Genomic DNA, 16,559 nt, shown 5'->3' on the forward strand with positions numbered 1-16,559 from the left:
AGAACGCCAGCCTCAATCAAGGTGCCAGCGTGAACCAGTACGACACCGGCACCCAGGACAACGAGAAGTTCCGGCTGGAGCCCATCAGCGACGCCAACTGGTAGCTCACAAGGTTCAGCACGTCCGTGCCGTCCGTGCCCCGGGCGGCCGGGCGTGCTCCGGGCGGCCGGGCGTGCCGCGAGCGTGTCAGGCGCCGGTGGTCTCGTGGACGTCAGCGAAGTCTCGCGGACGCCAGTGGCACCGGCGTCTCCTGACCTGGCCAGGCACCACGTAGCACCACGTCCGCGAGCTCTACGCCGGCGTCGAGTCGGCGGACGACGACCAGCTCGATCGTGTCTGTCACGATCACCGTCGGGTCGTCCTCGGTGACGCGCTCGATCTCTCCCACGGCCGGCATCACCGCTGCCTCGCCTCCACCACCGATGACGGTCATATCAGGCTCGCGACGCACCAAACGGCCGTCGACCTGCACCAGTTTCTCGGCCTGGCCCGTGCCACCGATGATCGCCCTCGCCAGTGCCGCAGCGTAGACAGGATCACCGACCGCGTCATAAACCCAGCGCATACCCAGCACCGAGTGCTCGGCGGTGCCCAGCAGCCACGCGTCGCCCCCGGGCAACGGCGCCTCCCGGTAGGTCAGCGGCATCTGATGAACCGGGCCGTCACCGACCCGTACCAGCATCGTCTCCATCCCGACCGCGCCGGCCGGGTCATCGAACCGGAAGGAGGCCACCTGCTGCGTCTCGCCGGCCGGCCCGGTGTACCAGGGGCGGCCGGGCAACCAGTCGCTCAGCAGCTCAAGCTTCGTAGGCCGAAGCGTTGCCTGGTAGAGCAATGCCATGGGGCCATCGTAGCGTGATCGAAGAATACGCAATCGGGAGAATCTCCGCCCCGAACCGGGATCAGCCGAACAGGATCGTCACGTCCAAGCCGCCATCGGCGCGTGGAAGGGCCGTCAGCCGTGCGCCGTGCGCCTGGGCGACGGCCCGGACGATCGCCAGGCCCAGTCCGTGGCCGTCGGTCGTGTGGGTGCGTGGGGCGCCGAGCCGCTGGAACGGCTGGAAGAGCCGCCGCAGGTCCTGCGGCCGGATGGGCGGGCCGGTGTTGCCGATCGTCAGGCGGGCGCCCTCGCCGGTGAGGCCGGTGGCGATGGTGACGTGTCCGTCGGGAACGTTGTGGTGGAGCGCGTTGTCGACCAGATTGCCGATCATGCTGGCGATCAGGTCGGGGTCACCGCTGACGGGCGCGGGGTCCAGCGACGTACGAACCGTGACCGTTCGCCCGGCGGCCTCCGCACGGCGCGACGACACCGCCTGCTCGGCGACCTCGGCCAGGTCGACCGGCTCCCGGTGCTCGATGCCCTTCTCTCCTTCGGCCAGCGTGAGGAGAGCGCCGATCAGGCGTTCCTGCCGCGCTCCGAGAGCGAGTGCCTCCTCACACGCGGCCCGCAGGCTCGCCTCACCCGCCTCGGGGTCGGCGAGCGCGACCTGGAGCACGGCGCGCTGACCGGCCAGCGGGGTGCGCAGCTCGTGGGAGGCGTTGGCCACGAAATGGCGCTGCGCCGCGAACGAGGAGTCCAGCCGCTCGAACAGGTCGTCGAGGGTGCGCCCCAGCCTGGTCAGCTCGTCGTCCGGGCCGCGCAGGCCGAGCCGACGGCTGAGGTTGGTGGCCGAGATCTCCCGGGCGGTCACGGTCATGGCGCGCAGCGGACGGAGGAAGCGCCCGGCCAGCCACCACGCGGCCGGCACGGTCAGGACCACGACGACGATCCCGGTGACCGCGAGCACGGCGTCGACCTGCTGGGCGGAGCTGTCGGGCGGTGGAGCGGCGTCCCCCGCCCGGAGGCGGACCTGGTCCCTGCCGAACAGGAATCCGGCGACCAGCATCATCGGGACGACGACGGCCAGAACCAGCCCGGCGTACAGCGTCGTGAGCTGCGCGCGCAGGGACGGCCGTCGCAAGTGGCGCCGAGCGCGGCCGGTCACCGTCAGGTTCATCGCGGGACCCCGATGCGGTAGCCGCCCTCACGGACGGTGCCGATCACCGGTGGCTCGCCGAGTTTGGCCCGTAACCGGCGCACGGTCGTCTTGACGGCCGTGGTGAACGGGTCGGCGGCCTCGTCCCAGACCCGTTCCAGCAGCTCCTCCGTGGACACGACCCGGTCACCGGCGGCGAGCAGGCACTCCAGCAGCGCGAACTCCTTCGGGGTCAGCTCCAGGCGCCGCGCGCCGCGAAAGGCCACCCGCCTGCTCGGGTCCAGGATCAGGTCCTCCGCCCGGAGGATCGGCGGCACGGCGGGCGCCGAGCGGCGTCCCAGCGCGCGCACGCGGGCCACGAGTTCGGCGAAGTCGAACGGCTTGGGCAGGTAGTCGTCCGCGCCCAGCCCCAGACCCTCGACCCTGTCCCGTACGGTGCCCGCGGCGGTGAGCATCAGCACCCGCGACCCCGCGTCACCGGCGGCGATCTCGCGGCACACCTCGTCGCCGGGCGTGCCCGGCAGATCGCGGTCCAGCACCACCACGTCGTACCGGGTGGCGGCCAGGCGGGCCAGGGCGTCGTCGCCGTCGAGGACGACGTCCACCGCCATGCCCTCGCGCCGCAACCCGGTCCCGATCGCCCGCGCCAGGACCTCGAAGTCCTCGACGACCAGCACTCGCACGACCGTCCTCCTCACCCCGGTGGTGGCGCCGTTCCGTCCACCGCGTCCGGTCACCGGACACGATGCCAGGGATCCGGTGTCGGGCGGGTGTCAGCGGCTGACACCCGGCCGACACCGGCCGTGCCGTACAACCGTCCGTGATTCCCCTTCGGAAAGGACGAGACGTGACAGATCCGCGGTTGACCCGGCGCAGGTTCCTCGCCGTCACCGGGGCCGGTACGGCAGCCGGCGGACTGCTGACGGCCGGCTCGACGACCGGCTCGACGGCCGGCTCGAAGGGCACGGGCGAGGTGTCCGCACGGGGCCTCACCCAGGCCGTCCTGTCGGCCTTCGAACACCACCGGCTCGTCGCCGTCGGCGAGTCGCACGGCCAGCAGGAACACGGTGACGCGCAGCAGATGCTGCTCACGGACCCGCGGCTGCCGGACGTGGTCGACGACATCGTCGTCGAATTCGGCAACGCGCTCTACCAGCCGGTCATCGACCGGTTCGTCGCCGGCGCGGCCGTCGAGGACCACGTGTTGCGGCAGGTCTGGCGGAACACCACGCAATCGCCCGGGGGCACCGGCGACCAGCCGATCCGTGAGCAGTTCTTCCGTACGGTCCGCGCCGTCAACTGGACGCTGCCCGCCGCGCGGAGGATCCGGGTGCTCCTAGGGGACCCGCCGATCGACTGGTCACGCATCACCACCCAGGACCAGGTGGACGGCTTCCTGGCCCAGCGTGACACCCACATGGCGTCCCTGGTGCGGCGGGAGGTGCTCGCCAGGAACCGCCGGGCGCTGATCTGCTACGGCAGCGGGCACGTGACGCACTCGCCGGAGCGGGGCCGGAACGCCGACCACGCGGTCCCGCTGATCGAGGAGCAGACCGGCCGGCGCGTGTACGTGATCGTGGCCGGCAGCCATCCCCGCCTGGCGGCCTGCCCACGGCGTACCGTGATCGCGTGCTCCGGCAACTGGCTGGAGTCGGCCGACGCGGGACAGTTCATGGACGCGCCCCGGCTGTGCGGCTTCCCGCTGGGGAAGCTGGCCGACGCCGTCCTGTACCTGGGGCAGCTGAAGGACCTGACGCAGCCGCTGTGGAACCCCGCGATCTTCCTCGATCCGGCGTACTGGGCGGAGCTCCAGAGACGCAACGCGATCAACGGGAACCTCGTCGACCTGGAGGCGTACCGGCGGCAGCAGCCGATCTCCCTGCCCTCGTCACCTCCCGTGGACTGCGCCTGACAGCGCGCTTCCGGCCCCACCCGTGCCGTTCGCGTCGATTGCGCAGGTACAACGTGCACCTTGGTGTCCGGAGAGTTTCGTCAGCTGCTGCCGCGGGAGGCAGATGAAAGTTTCATGGCGACGCTCTCGCCGGCCCGCCTCGATATGTCAAGGTGAGCGCGCTCGGCGGCCGCCTCCTCCGGCCGCCGCGCGCCATGGCGCTCTTGACAGCGCCTTTACGGCTCGTATTTGCTCCCTCCGTCCCTTCCATCGGCCCGGAAGAGCTCGGCCGGGCAGCGCTTTGTTAGCGCTAACATACGAGAGGTGGAGGCATGAAGCCAGGCGAATCGCGCAGGACGAGGCGCGCGGGCATCGGAGCCGCTCTGGCGGCTGTGATCACGGCGGCGGTCACCGGTCTGTCCATGCTGCTGGTGGGCGCGCCGCAGGCGTCGGCCGCGGTCCTGACCGAGGTGACGAACTTCGGGGCCAACCCGGGCGGGCTGCGGATGTACCTCTACGTCCCCGACAGGGTGGCGGCCAGGCCGGGCGTCCTGGTGGCGATGCACGGCTGCAACGGCTGGGCTCCCGGCTTCCACCAGGGCACCGAGTTCGCCTCGCTGGCCGACCGGTACGGCTTCATCGTCATCTATCCGCAGGCGAACAAGAGCGCCAACGGCCTGTCGAACTGCTTCGACGTCTGGTCGAACGAGGCCCTGCGGCACGGCGGCGGCAGCGACCCGGTGTCGATCGTCTCCATGACGAACTACGTGCTGCAACGCTACAGCGGCGACCCGGACCGGGTGTTCGCGACCGGTTTCTCCTCCGGAGCGATGGAGACCGGCAACCTGCTCGCCACCTACCCCGACGTGTTCAAGGCGGGAGCGCCGTTCTCGGGCGTGCCCTACGGCTGCCTCGGGCCCGCCGGATGCGGGGACAAGACGCCGCGGCAGTGGGGCGACCTGGTCAGGAACGCCTACCCCGGCTACACCGGGCCCCGGCCGCGCGTGATGGCCTGGCACGGCACCGCCGACTCCGTCCTGCCGTACACGATGTTGCAGGAGGAGGTCGACCAGTGGACCGACGTGCACGGCCTGAGCCAGACCCCCGCCTCCACCGACAGCCCGCAGCCCGGCTGGACCCGGCGGGTCTTCGGCTCCGGGCAGGTCGAGGCGTACACCGTCACCGGCGCCGGACATGACCTGCCACATCCCGGGATGGCGGCGTACGCCATTCGCTTCTTCGGCCTGGACGGCGGCTCGTCCACCACGACGCCGACTCCACCACCCGCAGGTCAGATCAGGGGAGTGGCCTCCGGCCGCTGCGTGGACGTGCCCAACGCCGGCACCGCCGTACAGCTGTGGGACTGCAACGGCCGCACCAACCAGCAGTGGACGCGGACCTCGGCCGGAGAGCTGAGGGTGTACGGCGACAAATGCCTGGACGCCGGAGGCGCCGGAAACGGCGCCAGGATCCAGATCTACTCCTGCTGGGGCGGCGACAACCAGAAGTGGCGCGTCAACTCCGACGGCACCATCACCGGCGTCCAGTCCGGGCTGTGCCTCGACGCCGTCGGCGCAGGCACCGGCAACGGCACCGGGCTCCAGCTCTACACCTGCCACGGCGGCACCAACCAGAAGTGGACCTGGACGTGATGCCCCTGGCCCGCCGCGCCGACCGCGGCCCCGCGACGACCCGGGCATCGCGTGCCGCGCTCGTGACCGCCGCCGTCCTCCTGATGGCCGCCGCCGTGCTGCTGGGCGTCAGGCCCGCCGCGGCCGCGTCGCTGACCCGGGTAACCGGCTTCGGCAACAACCCGACCAACCTGAACATGTACATCTATGTCCCGGATCGGGTGGCGGCGAGGCCGGCGCTGCTGGTCCTGGTGCACTACTGCACCGGCTCGGCCGCCGGGGTGTTCAACGGCGTCGGGCACGACTACGTCACCGCCGCCGACCAGTACGGATACATCATCGTGGTCCCGGAGGCCACCCGCAGCGGCCAGTGCTTCGACGTGTCCACCCCGGCCGCGCTGAAACGTGACGGCGGCGGGGACTCCACCGGGATCATGTCGATGGTCAGCTATGCCCGGCAGCGCCACAATGTGGACCCCGCCAAGATCGTGGTCAGCGGCTTCTCCTCGGGCGCGATGATGACCAACGTACTCGCCGCGCAGTACCCCGACGTGTTCTCGGCCGCCGCGGCGTTCTCCGGCGTCCCGGCCGGATGCTTCGCCACTACCAACGGGTCCTTGTGGAACAGCGAGTGCTCCGGCGGCCGGATCGTCAAGACCGCCCAGCAGTGGGGTGACCAGGCCCGCGCCATGTTCCCCGGCTACACCGGCGCCTACCCGCGCATGCAGCTCTGGCACGGCACCGCCGACACCACACTGGCCTACGCCAACTTCGGCGAGGAGATCAAGCAGTGGTCCGGCCTGAACGGGGTGAGCCAGACCCCTGCGTACACCGACAGCCCGCGCTCGGGCGTCACCCGCACCCGGTACGGCGGCACCGGAGCCCAGCCGCGGGTCGAGGGGCTCAGCTTCGCGGGGGAGGGCCACTCCCTGCCGTTGACGGGCATGTTCCCCCACGCCCTCTCCTTCCTCGGGCTCGACGGCACCTCGCCTGGCCCGGAGCCTGGCGGCCAGGTCAAGAACGCGGGGTCGGGCAGGTGTCTCGACGTCGCGGGCGCCTCCCAGGCCAACGGCGCCCAGGCGCAGATCTGGGACTGCCACGGGCAGCCCAACCAGCAGTGGACGTCCACCGCCTCCGGTGAGCTGCGCGTGTACGGCGGCAAGTGCCTGGACGTCGCCAACCGCGCCACCGCCGACGGCAGCGGCGTGATCATCTGGGACTGCAGCGGCCAGAGCAACCAGCAGTGGCGCTTCAACGCCGACGGCTCCATCACCGCCGTCGGTGCGAACAAGTGCCTGGACGTGCCGAGCAACAGCACCGCCAACGGCGTCAAGCTCCAGATCTGGAGCTGCAACGGCGGCTCCAACCAACGCTGGACCCGCACCTGAGGCCGGTGGCGCCGCCGGACCACGCCGTCCGGCGGGCCCCGGCCCGGCGTCGGACACCGGCGCGATGTCAGCGACAGCGAACGTGATCACAGGAGGTCCTGATGTCCCCACCAACAGAGGGGTCGATGCGCTCAGCGCGGGCGTCAACGGCCGACTCGGCCGACTCGTCCGGCTCGCGGCCGGGGGTGAGAGGGTGAGCATGCGTACCTGGAGGCGATGGCGGGCCGCCGTGCTGACGGTGGCGGCGTTACTGGCGGCCGGCACGGCGATGGGGACGGGGGTCGCCGGAGCCGAGTCCAACGGCGGGGTACGGGTCATGCCCCTCGGCGACTCGATCACCGAGGGCACGCAGGTGCCGGGCGGCTACCGGATCGGCCTGTGGCAGCGCCTGGCCGGGGGCCGCTACACGGTCGATTTCGTCGGTTCACAGTTCAACGGCCCCGGCAGCCTGGGCGATCATGATCACGAGGGCCACCCAGGCTGGCGGATCGACCAGATCGACGCGAACGTCACGGGCTGGCTGCGCACGTACACGCCGCGCACGCTGCTGCTGCACCTGGGCACCAACGACATCCTGCAGAACTACAACGTGGCCGGCGCTCCGCAACGGCTGTCCACGCTGATCGACCACATCACCGCGGCCGTGCCGGACGCGGACGTCTTCGTCGCGACCGTCATCCCGCTGTCCAACGCCGGACAGGAGTCCGCCGCCCGCACCTTCAACGCGGCGATCCCCGGCATCGTCCAGAGCAAGGTGAACAGCGGCAAGCACGTCCACCTGGTCGACATGCACAGCAGGTTGACCACCTCGGACCTGATCGACGGCGTCCACCCGACCGCCGGCGGCTACGACAAGATGGCCGCCGCCTGGTACGCGGCGCTGCAATCGGTCCCCGGAAGCATCGGCCAGCCGCAGGGCGAACCATCCGGCGGGACGGAGATCAAAGGCGTGGGCTCCGGCCGTTGCCTGGATGTCACCGGCGCGTCACAGGCGAACGGCGCGCAGGCGCAGATCTGGGACTGCAACGGCCAGAGCAACCAGCGCTGGACGCCGACCAGCGCCGGTGAGCTGCGCGTGTACGGCGGCAAGTGCCTGGACGTCGCCAACCGCGCCACCGCCGACGGCAGCGGGGTGATCATCTGGGACTGCAGCGGCCAGAGCAACCAGCAGTGGCGCTTCAACGCCGACGGCTCCATCACCGCCGTCGGTGCGAACAAGTGCCTGGACGTGCCGAGCAACAGCACCGCCAACGGCGTCAAGCTCCAGATCTGGTCCTGCAGCGGCGCCGCCAACCAGCGCTGGGCCCGCGCCGGCTCATGACGACACCCAGGAGGTGGAGAAGCGAAATGCGCAGAATTCTGGGCCTGACGACGGCCGTGTTACTGGCGGCCGGCTCCCTCGTCGCGATCGGCGGTGCCACGTCCCCGGCCGTCGCGCTGGAGAACGGCCTCGCCCGTACCCCGCAGATGGGCTGGAACGACTGGAACAGCTTCGGCTGCAACGTCAACGACGGCCTCATCCGCCAGACGGCCGACGCCATGGTCTCCAGTGGCATGGCGTCGGCGGGCTACACCTACGTCAACATCGACGACTGCTGGTCCACCAAGAGCCGGAACGCGAGCGGAGACCTGGTGCCGGATCCGCAGAAGTTCCCCAACGGCATCAAGGCCCTGGCCGACTACGTGCACTCCAAGGGGCTCAAGCTCGGCATCTACTCCTCGGCGGGCACCACGACGTGCGCGGGCTACCCGGCCAGCCTGGGCTACGAGCGGCGGGACGCGGCCCTGTGGGCGTCGTGGGGGATCGACTATCTGAAATACGACAACTGCGGCGACCACCGTGGCATGAACGGGCAGCAGCGGTACACGGCCATGCGGGACGCGCTGGCCGCCACCGGCCGCCCGATCGTGTACAGCCTGTGCAACTGGGGTCAGGAGAACGTGTGGACCTGGGGGGCGCCGGTGGGCAACTCCTGGCGTGACACCGGCGACATCGCGGCCAACTGGAGCTCCATCATGGGCATCCTGGACCAGCAGGTCGGGCTGGAGTCGTACTCGGGCCCGGGGGGCTGGAACGACCCGGACATGCTGGAGGTCGGCGTCGGTTCGGTGACGGGCACCGAGGGGCGCGCGCACTTCAGCCTGTGGTCGCTGCTGAACGCGCCCCTCATCGCCGGCAACGACCTGCGCACGATGAGCGCCGACACGCGCGCCATCCTCACCAACACCGAGGTCATCGCGGTCAACCAGGACTGGGGTGGCCGACAGGGCCACAAGATCAGCGACAACGGCAACCTGGAGGTCTGGCGCAAGCCGATGAAGAACGGCTCGGTCGCGGTCGTCCTGCTCAACCGAGGCACCTCGACCGCGACCGTCTCCACCACCGCCGCGGCCCTGGGGCTGGGCTCGGCGTCCTCCTACTCCGTGCGTGACCTGTGGGCGCACACGACGTCCTCCTCGTCGGGGACGATCAGCGCGCCGGTCCCCGGGCACGGGGCGGCCATGTACGTCGTGACGGGAGGCGGCATCGTCACGCCCACCGCGGTCGCGATCAAGGGAGTGGGCTCGGGAAGGTGCCTCGACGTCGCCGGCGCCTCGCAGGCCAACGGCTCACAGGCGCAGATCTGGGACTGCCACGGCCAGGCCAACCAGCAGTGGACGCCCACCGCGAGCGGCGAACTGCGCGTGTACGGCGGCAAGTGCCTGGACGTGTACGACGGTGGAACCACCGACGGCACCAACGTCATCATCTGGGACTGCAACGGCCAGAGCAATCAGCAGTGGCGCTTCAACGCCGACGGCACCATCACCGCCGTCGGTGCGAACAAGTGCCTGGACGTGCCGAACAACGCCACCGCCAACGGCACCAAGCTGACCATCTGGTCGTGCAACGGCGGCGCCAACCAGCGCTGGACCCGTAACTGACCCGTCATCCGGGAGCGATCGTGAGAATGGCATTACGGTTGCCGGCCACCACAAGAGCCGGACGCGGAATCGTAGGGGTGCTGGTCCTGCTCGGCCTCGTGGCGTTCCTGCCCGCCCACCCGGCCAGGGCGGACAATCCGATCATCCAGACCGTCTACACCGCCGATCCGGCGCCGCTGGTGCACAACGGACGGGTGTACCTCTACACCGGCCATGACGAGGACGGCTCGACCTGGTTCACCATGAAGGACTGGCGGGTCTGGTCCTCCGCCGACATGGTGAACTGGACCGACCACGGATCCCCGCTGAGCCTGACCACCTTCAGCTGGGCGAAGTCCGACGCCTGGGCGGGACAGACCATCTACCGGAACGGCCGGTTCTACTGGTACGTGCCCACGACCAACCGGGCGACCGGCCGCATGGCCATCGGGGTGGCCGTCTCCGACAGTCCGACCGGGCCGTTCAGGGACGCACTCGGACGGCCGCTGATCGAGAACGGCGAGATCGACCCGACGGTCTTCATCGACGACGACGGGCAGGCCTACCTCTACTGGGGCAATCCGCACCTCTGGTACGTGAAGCTGAACGCCGACATGACCTCGTACTCGGGAAGCGCGACGCAGATCCCGCTCACCACGGCGGGCTTCGGCACCAGGACGGGCGACGCCAACCGCCCGACGCTGTTCGAGGAGGGGCCCTGGGTCTACAAGCGGAACGGCCTGTACTACCTCGTGTTCGCGGCCAAGTGCTGCTCGGAGTTCATCGCCTACTCCACGGCCCCCGGCCCCACCGGGCCCTGGACCTACCGAGGGACGATCATGCCCACGCAGGGCGGCAGCTTCACCAACCACGCGGGCATCGTCGACTACCAGGGCGGCTCGTACTTCTTCTACCACAACGGCGCACTGCCGGGCGGCGGCGGCTTCACCCGTTCGGTGGCCGTGGAGAAGTTCGCCTACGGCTCCGGCGGCACGATCCCGACGATCAACATGACCGCGTCCGGGGCGCCCCAGGTGGGCACCCTCAACCCGTACGTCCGCCAGGAGGCCGAGACGATCGCCTGGGAGTCCGGGGTCGAGACCGAGCCCTCCAGCGAAGGCGGGATGAACGTCGGCTGGATCGAGAACGGCGACTACATCAAGGTCAAGGGCGTCGCGTTCGGCGCCGGCGCCAGGACCTTCACCGCGCGGGTCGCCTCGGCGTCCGGCGGCGGCAGGCTCGAACTCCGCCTGGACGGCGTCAACGGCCCGTCGGCCGGGACCTGCACCGCGCCGGGCACGGGCGGCTGGCAGACCTGGACCACCGTGTCCTGTCCGGTCAGCGGCGCGACCGGCACCCGCGACCTGTACCTGAAGTTCACCGGCGGAAGCGGCTACCTGTTCAACATGAACTGGTGGCAGTTCAGCTGACGTCACATCTTCCGCGCGTCACCGGCGCCACCGCCACCCGCCTCCCGCCCCGCCGGCGAGAGCGGGTGGCGGTTCCCGTACGACTGACACCTGGTCTTCCGGCGCCAGCGAGGGCGCTCGGTGAGGGCGTGCTCCACCGATCGGTTGATCGGCTCCACCACCTGAACGGTCACCCGAATCCACCGCCCACTCGGAGGATCGGGCGATCCGCGCGGGGCGCCTGCGTCGCGACGCTGGATCCCGTCGGTGAGCACCAAGGACGGAGACGGTCGAGATGCGCAATGTGGTGTGGCTGGTCAGAGGGTACGTCCTGGTCAGCGTGCTGACGCTGGTCACGATGGTCGTGTTCCGGAACGACGCGGCGATGGTCCCCGACTCGGTGTGGATCCGCGGCACGCTCGTCGCCGTCGCTTCGCTGGTCACATGGTTCTTCGCGGTACGGGCGGCCAGGGGCGAGCGGAAGATGCTGCTGCGGCTGCGGATCGTCACCTCGATCATGCTGGTCGCGATCGTGGTGATCATCGCGTTGCCCGGTCTGTTCCCGCTCTGGTTCAAGCTGGAGCAGGGTGTCTGCGGCCTGCTCCTGCTGCCGGTGGTCGTCCAGCTCAACCGGCGGCCGGCGGACCGGCGCTGAGCGCGTCGATCGACGAGGCGGCGCATGAGCGCGCCGACCCGAGGGCGCCGGACGGCGCTTCCGGCGGCGCGGGAGTCTCGACGGCGGCGGCTAGATTGTTCCGGGAGCAGGTGAGCGATGGACAATTGGCGGATGGCCGCGCCGGCGGGCTGGGAGCGACGGCTCCTTCCCATGATCACCGTGGTCCCGTACGTGCTGCTGGCCGTCATGGCCGCCCTGACGATCGTCGTCAAGCACGACCAGCCGGGCTCGCTCGCCCTCGACCTCGCGCTCTGCGCGGCAGCCGCGGTGTGGAAGCTCGTGCTCTTCACGCTGCACCCGCAGTGGCGCGGGCGAGCCGGCGTGATGAGCGTGTTCATCGCGGGCCTGCTCCTGTTCGGGCTGGTCATGGTCGTACGCGATCCGTGGTTCGGCGTCTACACGCCCGCGCTGTACTTCTACGCCTTCCGGATCATCGGCTGGCCGCGTGAGCTGTACTTCATCGCGGGCGTCGCGGTGGTGGCGGGCACGGCGCAGTCGGCCGGTCTGGACTTCGGCACCTGGATGGGCCTGCTGGAGTATCTGGGAGTCCTGGCCGTCAACGTCGTGCCGATGTGCCTGATGGCCTGGCTCAGCGAGGTCGGCGCACGCTACTACGCGGCACGGGAGACGGCGCTGCGCGAGAGCAGAGAGGCCAACGCCCGGCTGGCCGCGGCCCTGGCCGAGAACGCGGCACTCCAGGAACGGCTGGTCGAGCAGGCTCACGAGACCGGCGTCCTGGACGAGCGGGCCCGGATGGCGCGGGAGATCCACGACATCCTGGCCCAGGGCCTGACCGGCATCGTCACGCAGTTGCAGGCGGCCGAGCAGGCGGCCGACGACCCGGCCGCGTGGCGGCGGCACCACGCGGCGGCGACCGCGCTGGCCAGGGAGAGCCTCACCGAGGCGCGGCGCTCGGTGGACGAGCTGCGCCCCGAACCCCTGGAGTCCGGCCGTCTGGCCGACGCCGTCAGCGAGGTCGCGGCCAAGTGGTCGGCACGCCACGGCCTTCCGGTCCAGGTGGCCGTCACCGGCGAGACCCGGACGATGCCCCCGCAGGCCGAGGTCGCCCTGTTACGGGTCGCGCAGGAGGCGCTGGCCAACGTCTTCAAGCACGCGTCCACCGCCACCCGCGTCGGCCTCACCCTCTCCTACACGGATCGGCAGGTGGTGCTCGACGTCCGCGACGACGGCCCCGGCTTCGACCCGGACGTGCGCGCCGGTCACGACGGGGGCTTCGGGCTGGTGGCGATGCGGCAGCGGATCGAGGCGCTGTCGGGCGCGTTGCGAATCGAATCAGAGGTGGGCGGCGGGACCGGGATCTCGGCCTGTCTGCCCGCGGACACGCCGGAGGCAGGCACATGAGTGACGCCATCAGGCTGCTCGTGGTCGACGACCACCCCGTCGTGCGTGACGGGCTCAGCAGCATGTTCGCCCGCGATCCCGAGTTCATCGTGGTGGGGGAGGCGTCGGACGGAGCCGAGGCCGTCCGGCTGGCCGAGGCCCTCGCGCCGGACGTGATCCTGATGGACCTGCGGATGGCGGGCATGGACGGCGTCACCGCGATCGGCGAGCTGGCCAGGCGCGGCGTGCCGGCCCGGGTGCTGGTGCTGACGACGTACGACACCGACAGCCACGTGCTGCCCGCGATCGAGGCGGGCGCCACCGGTTACCTGCTCAAGGACGCGCCGCGCGAGGAGCTCGTCCGTGCCGTACGCTCGGCCGCGCGCGGCGAGGTCGCGCTCTCGCCGTCGGTGGCCGCCCGCCTGGTGAGCCGGCTCCGCACCCCGGCCCCATCGACCGGGCCGTTGAGCCAGCGCGAACTGGAGGTGCTACGGCTGGTCGCGGCCGGCCACAGCAACCGCAAGGCCGCCGTCCGGCTGTTCATCACCGAGGCCACGGTCAAGACGCACCTGCTCAACATCTACGCGAAACTCGACGTCAACGACCGCGCGTCCGCGGTGGCGGAGGCGTACAACCGCGGCCTGCTGGGGACGCCCGAGCGCCCGTAACCCTCGCCGCCCGACCCACTCCGGCGAGCCCGATCGGCGGATCCCGGCACCAACTGGGCGGAGTGGGTGCGTTACCCGTTCCGGCCCGGGTACAGCATGGCCGGGAGCGTGGAGGCGGTCGGCGAGGGCGTCACGACAGTGCGGCCCGGCGACCGCGTGCAGAGCTACGCGTCCCACCAGGAGCTGGTCACGCTCCCCGAGCGCGAGGTCCGCCTGCTGCCCGGCGGCGTCGCGGACGAGGAGGCGGTGTGGGTGCCCCTCGTCGTCACGACGGCGGCGGGCACCGCCAGAGCCGCGATCACCCTGGGCGAGACCGTCGTGGTCATCGGACTCGGCCCGGTGGGGCAGCTGGTCGTCCAGTACGCGGTCGCGCATGGAGCCTCCCGCGTCATCGCCGTCGACACCGATGCCAGGCGGCTCGGCCTGGCACGGACGCTGGGCCGTGTCGTCCTGCTCGGCGACACGCCCACGCCGCCCTCGTCTCCGACGACCCGTCAGCCGGCCCGCTCAACCGTGACGCGGTGGCCGAGTTGTACTTCCGCCGCCTCGCCTCCGGCACGTTCCGTACCGCCGGAATGATCTCCGAACGGGTGTCGCCCATGGACGTGGAATCCACCTACGCACGCCTGCGGGACGGCGGCGCACCGCCTGAAGCCCTCTGCTTCGACTGGACCGACACGAAGGGGGAACGGTGACCGCCAAGATCGCGGTCGCCACCCGCGGGTCGGTGTCCACGATGAGCCTGCGCCGCCCATGCTGCCTGATGGTTCTGGTACGCGCCGAGGAGTCCTGGGACGGCGACCCGATCCGCGCCGACGCCGAGGACATGGCCGCCGCGCCCGACGCCTCGCTGACGGCCTGGCCGGCACGCCTGAAGACGACGGCTGAGAACGCCTGAGCAGCGGGTCAGGCGGGGAGGTCGGCGGCCGCCTTCCGGAGGGCGTCGCCGGCGTGCGTGACGGGGTCGCCGTGGCCCACGCAGGCCGTCCGGACGTCCAGTTCGGCCAGCCGCCGGAACGAACGGAGCATCTCGTCACGGTCCATGTTGAACACTCCGGGCATGACCAGCCCGGACACGTGCGCCACGGTGTCGCCCGTGAAGAGGACTCCGTGCTCCGGCAGGTGGAGGGCGATGCTGCCGGCGGTGTGCCCGGGGGTGGCGATCACGCGGGCCCCGCCCCCGAAGGCGATCACGTCGCCGTCCTCAAGCTCGCGGTCCACCCGGCACGGCGGCGCGGGCGGCAGCAGGTGGGCGCCCAGACTGCGATGCAGGGCCCGCTCCTCGTCGGTGAAGTTCGGCGGCGGGGCGGGCGCGTCCCCTCGGATCACCGGAGCCTCCAGGCGATGGGCCATCACCGTGACCTCGCCCCACGCCGTCACGTCCGCCGCACTGCCGCAGTGGTCCTCGTGGTAGTGGGTGAGGACGACCCGCCGTACGGCGTCGGTGCGCAGGCCCAGCAGGCCGATCGCCTCGGCGATCTCCCCGGCCGAGGTGGCGATGCCCGTGTCCACCAGGGTGAGCACACCGTCGTCGTTCCACAGGTACGCCTGCCCGAACGTCAGCCGCAGCAGGTGCAGGCGCCGGTCGACCTCCACGACCTCCATCGCGGGACCCCTCTCATCAGCACGGATGTCAGGGAACAGGTAACCGGTCCGCTCATGGCACTGTCCAACATCCATGGGACCGCGGATTGACAACCGATGGTTGTCGATGCAGGGTCTGGGCGTGGAAGCAGACGTTTCCGGCGTACGCGCCTTCATCGCGACCGCCGAAGAACTGCACTTCGGCAGGGCCGCCGCGCGCATGTTCATCACCCAGCAGGCGTTGTCGAAACGCGTCCGCAGGCTGGAGGACGCCCTCGGCACGCCGCTGTTCGATCGGACCACCCGGTCCATCGAGCTGACCGCCGCCGGAAGGCGGTTCCTGCCCCTGGCCGTGGCGGCGGTGGCGGCGTTCGACGAGGCGGTGGGGGCGGTCCGCGTGGTGGACAGCCCCGTCCGCGTGGACGTCTACGACGAGCGCTTCACGCCCCTGCGCATGGTCAGGGAGGCGAGCGAGCGCGAACCGCGGCTGCGCGTGGAGGTGAGCATGCGGCAGGGGCTCGCGGTGGCGTTGCCGGCGCTGCGCCGCCAGGAGATCGACGCGGCCTTCGGACGGGCGCGCGACCTGCCGTGGCCGGAGGAGCTGGCCCAGCGGCTGGTCCACCTGGAGCCCCTGGCCGCGTTCGTCCCGGAGGATCACGCGCTCGCGCACCTGAGGGAGCTGCGGCCCGCCGACCTGCGGGCGGGCGGCATCGCGATGCCCGACCCGGCGGGCGCCGCCGAATGGCGCGCCTACCTGGGACGCCTCGCCGACCGTCTCGGCGTCTGCTTGCGCTTCACCGAGCCCGCCATCGGCCAGGGGCACCTGGTCCAGCAGTTCCTGCGCGAGAAGAGCGCCGTCGGCCTGGGGGAGTGGAGCATCGGCGCGACGGGGAGCGGGCTGCGCCGCATCCCCATCGTGGACCCGATCCCCCTCCTGCCGTGGTGGGTGGTCTGGCACCGCCGCAACCCGCACCCACTGCTCCGTACGCTGCTCGGCCGGCTCCCACGCGTACACCCGCCGGACCCGTCGGACGGGCGGCACTGGATCCCCGACGCCGACCGTGCCCTCCCGTAGGGGCGCGCCGGCGTGA

16 protein-coding genes are annotated in these 16,559 nt (G+C 71.1%); 12 read left to right on the plus strand and 4 right to left on the minus strand.

From position 1 onward, the window contains the following. Positions 1 to 211 precede the first annotated feature (211 nt). The 3 genes from ACFYUV_RS10685 to ACFYUV_RS10695 all read right to left on the minus strand — a co-directional run bounded on the left by ACFYUV_RS10685 (position 212) and on the right by ACFYUV_RS10695 (position 2,659). Positions 212 to 841 (minus strand): hypothetical protein, encoded by a 630-nt coding sequence (locus tag ACFYUV_RS10685; protein WP_387667367.1) that lies wholly within the window; start codon positions 839 to 841, stop codon positions 212 to 214. Positions 842 to 902: 61 nt separating this feature from the next. Beyond that, positions 903 to 1,997 carry a sensor histidine kinase gene (locus ACFYUV_RS10690; RefSeq protein ID WP_387667369.1) on the minus strand — a complete coding sequence of 365 codons (1,095 nt, stop codon included), beginning with the start codon at positions 1,995 to 1,997 and terminating at the stop codon, positions 903 to 905. After that, entirely contained in the window at positions 1,994 to 2,659 is a 666-nt protein-coding gene (locus tag ACFYUV_RS10695) for a response regulator transcription factor (protein ID WP_387667372.1), read from the minus strand. The genes ACFYUV_RS10690 and ACFYUV_RS10695 overlap by 4 nt, the downstream gene beginning before the upstream one ends. A 164-nt stretch (positions 2,660 to 2,823) precedes the next feature. On the opposite strand from ACFYUV_RS10695, the gene ACFYUV_RS10700 reads away from it, so the two are divergent. From ACFYUV_RS10700 to ACFYUV_RS10750, 11 genes are all read left to right on the plus strand, one after another. Continuing rightward, positions 2,824 to 3,888 carry a hypothetical protein gene (locus ACFYUV_RS10700; RefSeq protein ID WP_387667374.1) on the plus strand — a complete coding sequence of 355 codons (1,065 nt, stop codon included), beginning with the start codon at positions 2,824 to 2,826 and terminating at the stop codon, positions 3,886 to 3,888. A 311-nt stretch (positions 3,889 to 4,199) separates the two neighbouring features. Further along, positions 4,200 to 5,519, plus strand: coding sequence for a PHB depolymerase family esterase (locus tag ACFYUV_RS10705; protein ID WP_387667377.1), 1,320 nt, complete (start codon positions 4,200 to 4,202; stop codon positions 5,517 to 5,519). Next, the gene (locus ACFYUV_RS10710; protein WP_387667380.1) at positions 5,504 to 6,886 is read left to right on the plus strand and encodes a PHB depolymerase family esterase; all 1,383 of its coding nucleotides are present in this window, start codon (positions 5,504 to 5,506) and stop codon (positions 6,884 to 6,886) included. Before ACFYUV_RS10705 ends, ACFYUV_RS10710 begins: the two co-directional genes overlap by 16 nt. A 199-nt stretch (positions 6,887 to 7,085) precedes the next feature. Continuing rightward, entirely contained in the window at positions 7,086 to 8,207 is a 1,122-nt protein-coding gene (locus tag ACFYUV_RS10715) for a lectin (RefSeq protein WP_387667495.1), read from the plus strand. 26 nt (positions 8,208 to 8,233) lie between these two features. Then, the gene (locus ACFYUV_RS10720) at positions 8,234 to 9,811 is read left to right on the plus strand and encodes a glycoside hydrolase family 27 protein (protein WP_387667383.1); all 1,578 of its coding nucleotides are present in this window, start codon (positions 8,234 to 8,236) and stop codon (positions 9,809 to 9,811) included. 77 nt (positions 9,812 to 9,888) lie between these two features. Further along, positions 9,889 to 11,220, plus strand: coding sequence for a glycoside hydrolase family 43 protein (locus ACFYUV_RS10725; RefSeq protein WP_387667386.1), 1,332 nt, complete (start codon positions 9,889 to 9,891; stop codon positions 11,218 to 11,220). A gap of 274 nt (positions 11,221 to 11,494) precedes the next feature. Further along, positions 11,495 to 11,854 carry a hypothetical protein gene (locus tag ACFYUV_RS10730; protein ID WP_358296109.1) on the plus strand — a complete coding sequence of 120 codons (360 nt, stop codon included), beginning with the start codon at positions 11,495 to 11,497 and terminating at the stop codon, positions 11,852 to 11,854. A gap of 117 nt (positions 11,855 to 11,971) precedes the next feature. Then, positions 11,972 to 13,237, plus strand: a complete 1,266-nt coding sequence (locus tag ACFYUV_RS10735) for a sensor histidine kinase (RefSeq protein ID WP_387667390.1) — start codon at positions 11,972 to 11,974, stop codon at positions 13,235 to 13,237. Further along, positions 13,234 to 13,884, plus strand: a complete 651-nt coding sequence (locus ACFYUV_RS10740; RefSeq protein WP_387667392.1) for a response regulator — start codon at positions 13,234 to 13,236, stop codon at positions 13,882 to 13,884. The genes ACFYUV_RS10735 and ACFYUV_RS10740 overlap by 4 nt, the downstream gene beginning before the upstream one ends. A gap of 66 nt (positions 13,885 to 13,950) precedes the next feature. Further along, positions 13,951 to 14,463 carry an alcohol dehydrogenase catalytic domain-containing protein gene (locus ACFYUV_RS10745; protein ID WP_387667394.1) on the plus strand — a complete coding sequence of 171 codons (513 nt, stop codon included), beginning with the start codon at positions 13,951 to 13,953 and terminating at the stop codon, positions 14,461 to 14,463. A 112-nt stretch (positions 14,464 to 14,575) separates the two neighbouring features. After that, entirely contained in the window at positions 14,576 to 14,782 is a 207-nt protein-coding gene (locus ACFYUV_RS10750) for a hypothetical protein (RefSeq protein WP_387667396.1), read from the plus strand. A gap of 8 nt (positions 14,783 to 14,790) precedes the next feature. Here the strand turns inward: ACFYUV_RS10750 and ACFYUV_RS10755 are convergent, their stop codons facing one another. Continuing rightward, on the minus strand, positions 14,791 to 15,489 hold the full coding sequence (locus tag ACFYUV_RS10755; protein ID WP_387667398.1) for an MBL fold metallo-hydrolase: 699 nt from the start codon (positions 15,487 to 15,489) through the stop codon (positions 14,791 to 14,793). Positions 15,490 to 15,610: 121 nt separating this feature from the next. Here ACFYUV_RS10755 and ACFYUV_RS10760 point away from each other — a divergent pair, with 121 nt between their 5' ends. Further along, positions 15,611 to 16,543 carry a LysR family transcriptional regulator gene (locus ACFYUV_RS10760; protein ID WP_387667401.1) on the plus strand — a complete coding sequence of 311 codons (933 nt, stop codon included), beginning with the start codon at positions 15,611 to 15,613 and terminating at the stop codon, positions 16,541 to 16,543. Positions 16,544 to 16,559: the final 16 nt, after the last annotated feature.

The sequence above is a fragment of the Nonomuraea sp. NPDC003560 genome (assembly GCF_042878785.1).
Lineage (GTDB): Bacteria > Actinomycetota > Actinomycetes > Streptosporangiales > Streptosporangiaceae > Nonomuraea.

Bases quoted from the DNA above. Each gene is read 5' to 3' on its own strand.
- ACFYUV_RS10685 (WP_387667367.1), bottom strand. From the start codon at position 841: ATGGCATTGCTCTACCAGGCAACGCTTCGGCCTACGAAGCTTGAGCTG.
- ACFYUV_RS10690 (WP_387667369.1), bottom strand. From the start codon at position 1,997: ATGAACCTGACGGTGACCGGCCGCGCTCGGCGCCACTTGCGACGGCCG.
- ACFYUV_RS10705 (WP_387667377.1), top strand. From the start codon at position 4,200: ATGAAGCCAGGCGAATCGCGCAGGACGAGGCGCGCGGGCATCGGAGCC.
- ACFYUV_RS10715 (WP_387667495.1), top strand. From the start codon at position 7,086: ATGCGTACCTGGAGGCGATGGCGGGCCGCCGTGCTGACGGTGGCGGCG.
- ACFYUV_RS10720 (WP_387667383.1), top strand. From the start codon at position 8,234: ATGCGCAGAATTCTGGGCCTGACGACGGCCGTGTTACTGGCGGCCGGC.
- ACFYUV_RS10730 (WP_358296109.1), top strand. From the start codon at position 11,495: ATGCGCAATGTGGTGTGGCTGGTCAGAGGGTACGTCCTGGTCAGCGTG.
- ACFYUV_RS10735 (WP_387667390.1), top strand. From the start codon at position 11,972: ATGGACAATTGGCGGATGGCCGCGCCGGCGGGCTGGGAGCGACGGCTC.
- ACFYUV_RS10740 (WP_387667392.1), top strand. From the start codon at position 13,234: ATGAGTGACGCCATCAGGCTGCTCGTGGTCGACGACCACCCCGTCGTG.
- ACFYUV_RS10755 (WP_387667398.1), bottom strand. From the start codon at position 15,489: ATGGAGGTCGTGGAGGTCGACCGGCGCCTGCACCTGCTGCGGCTGACG.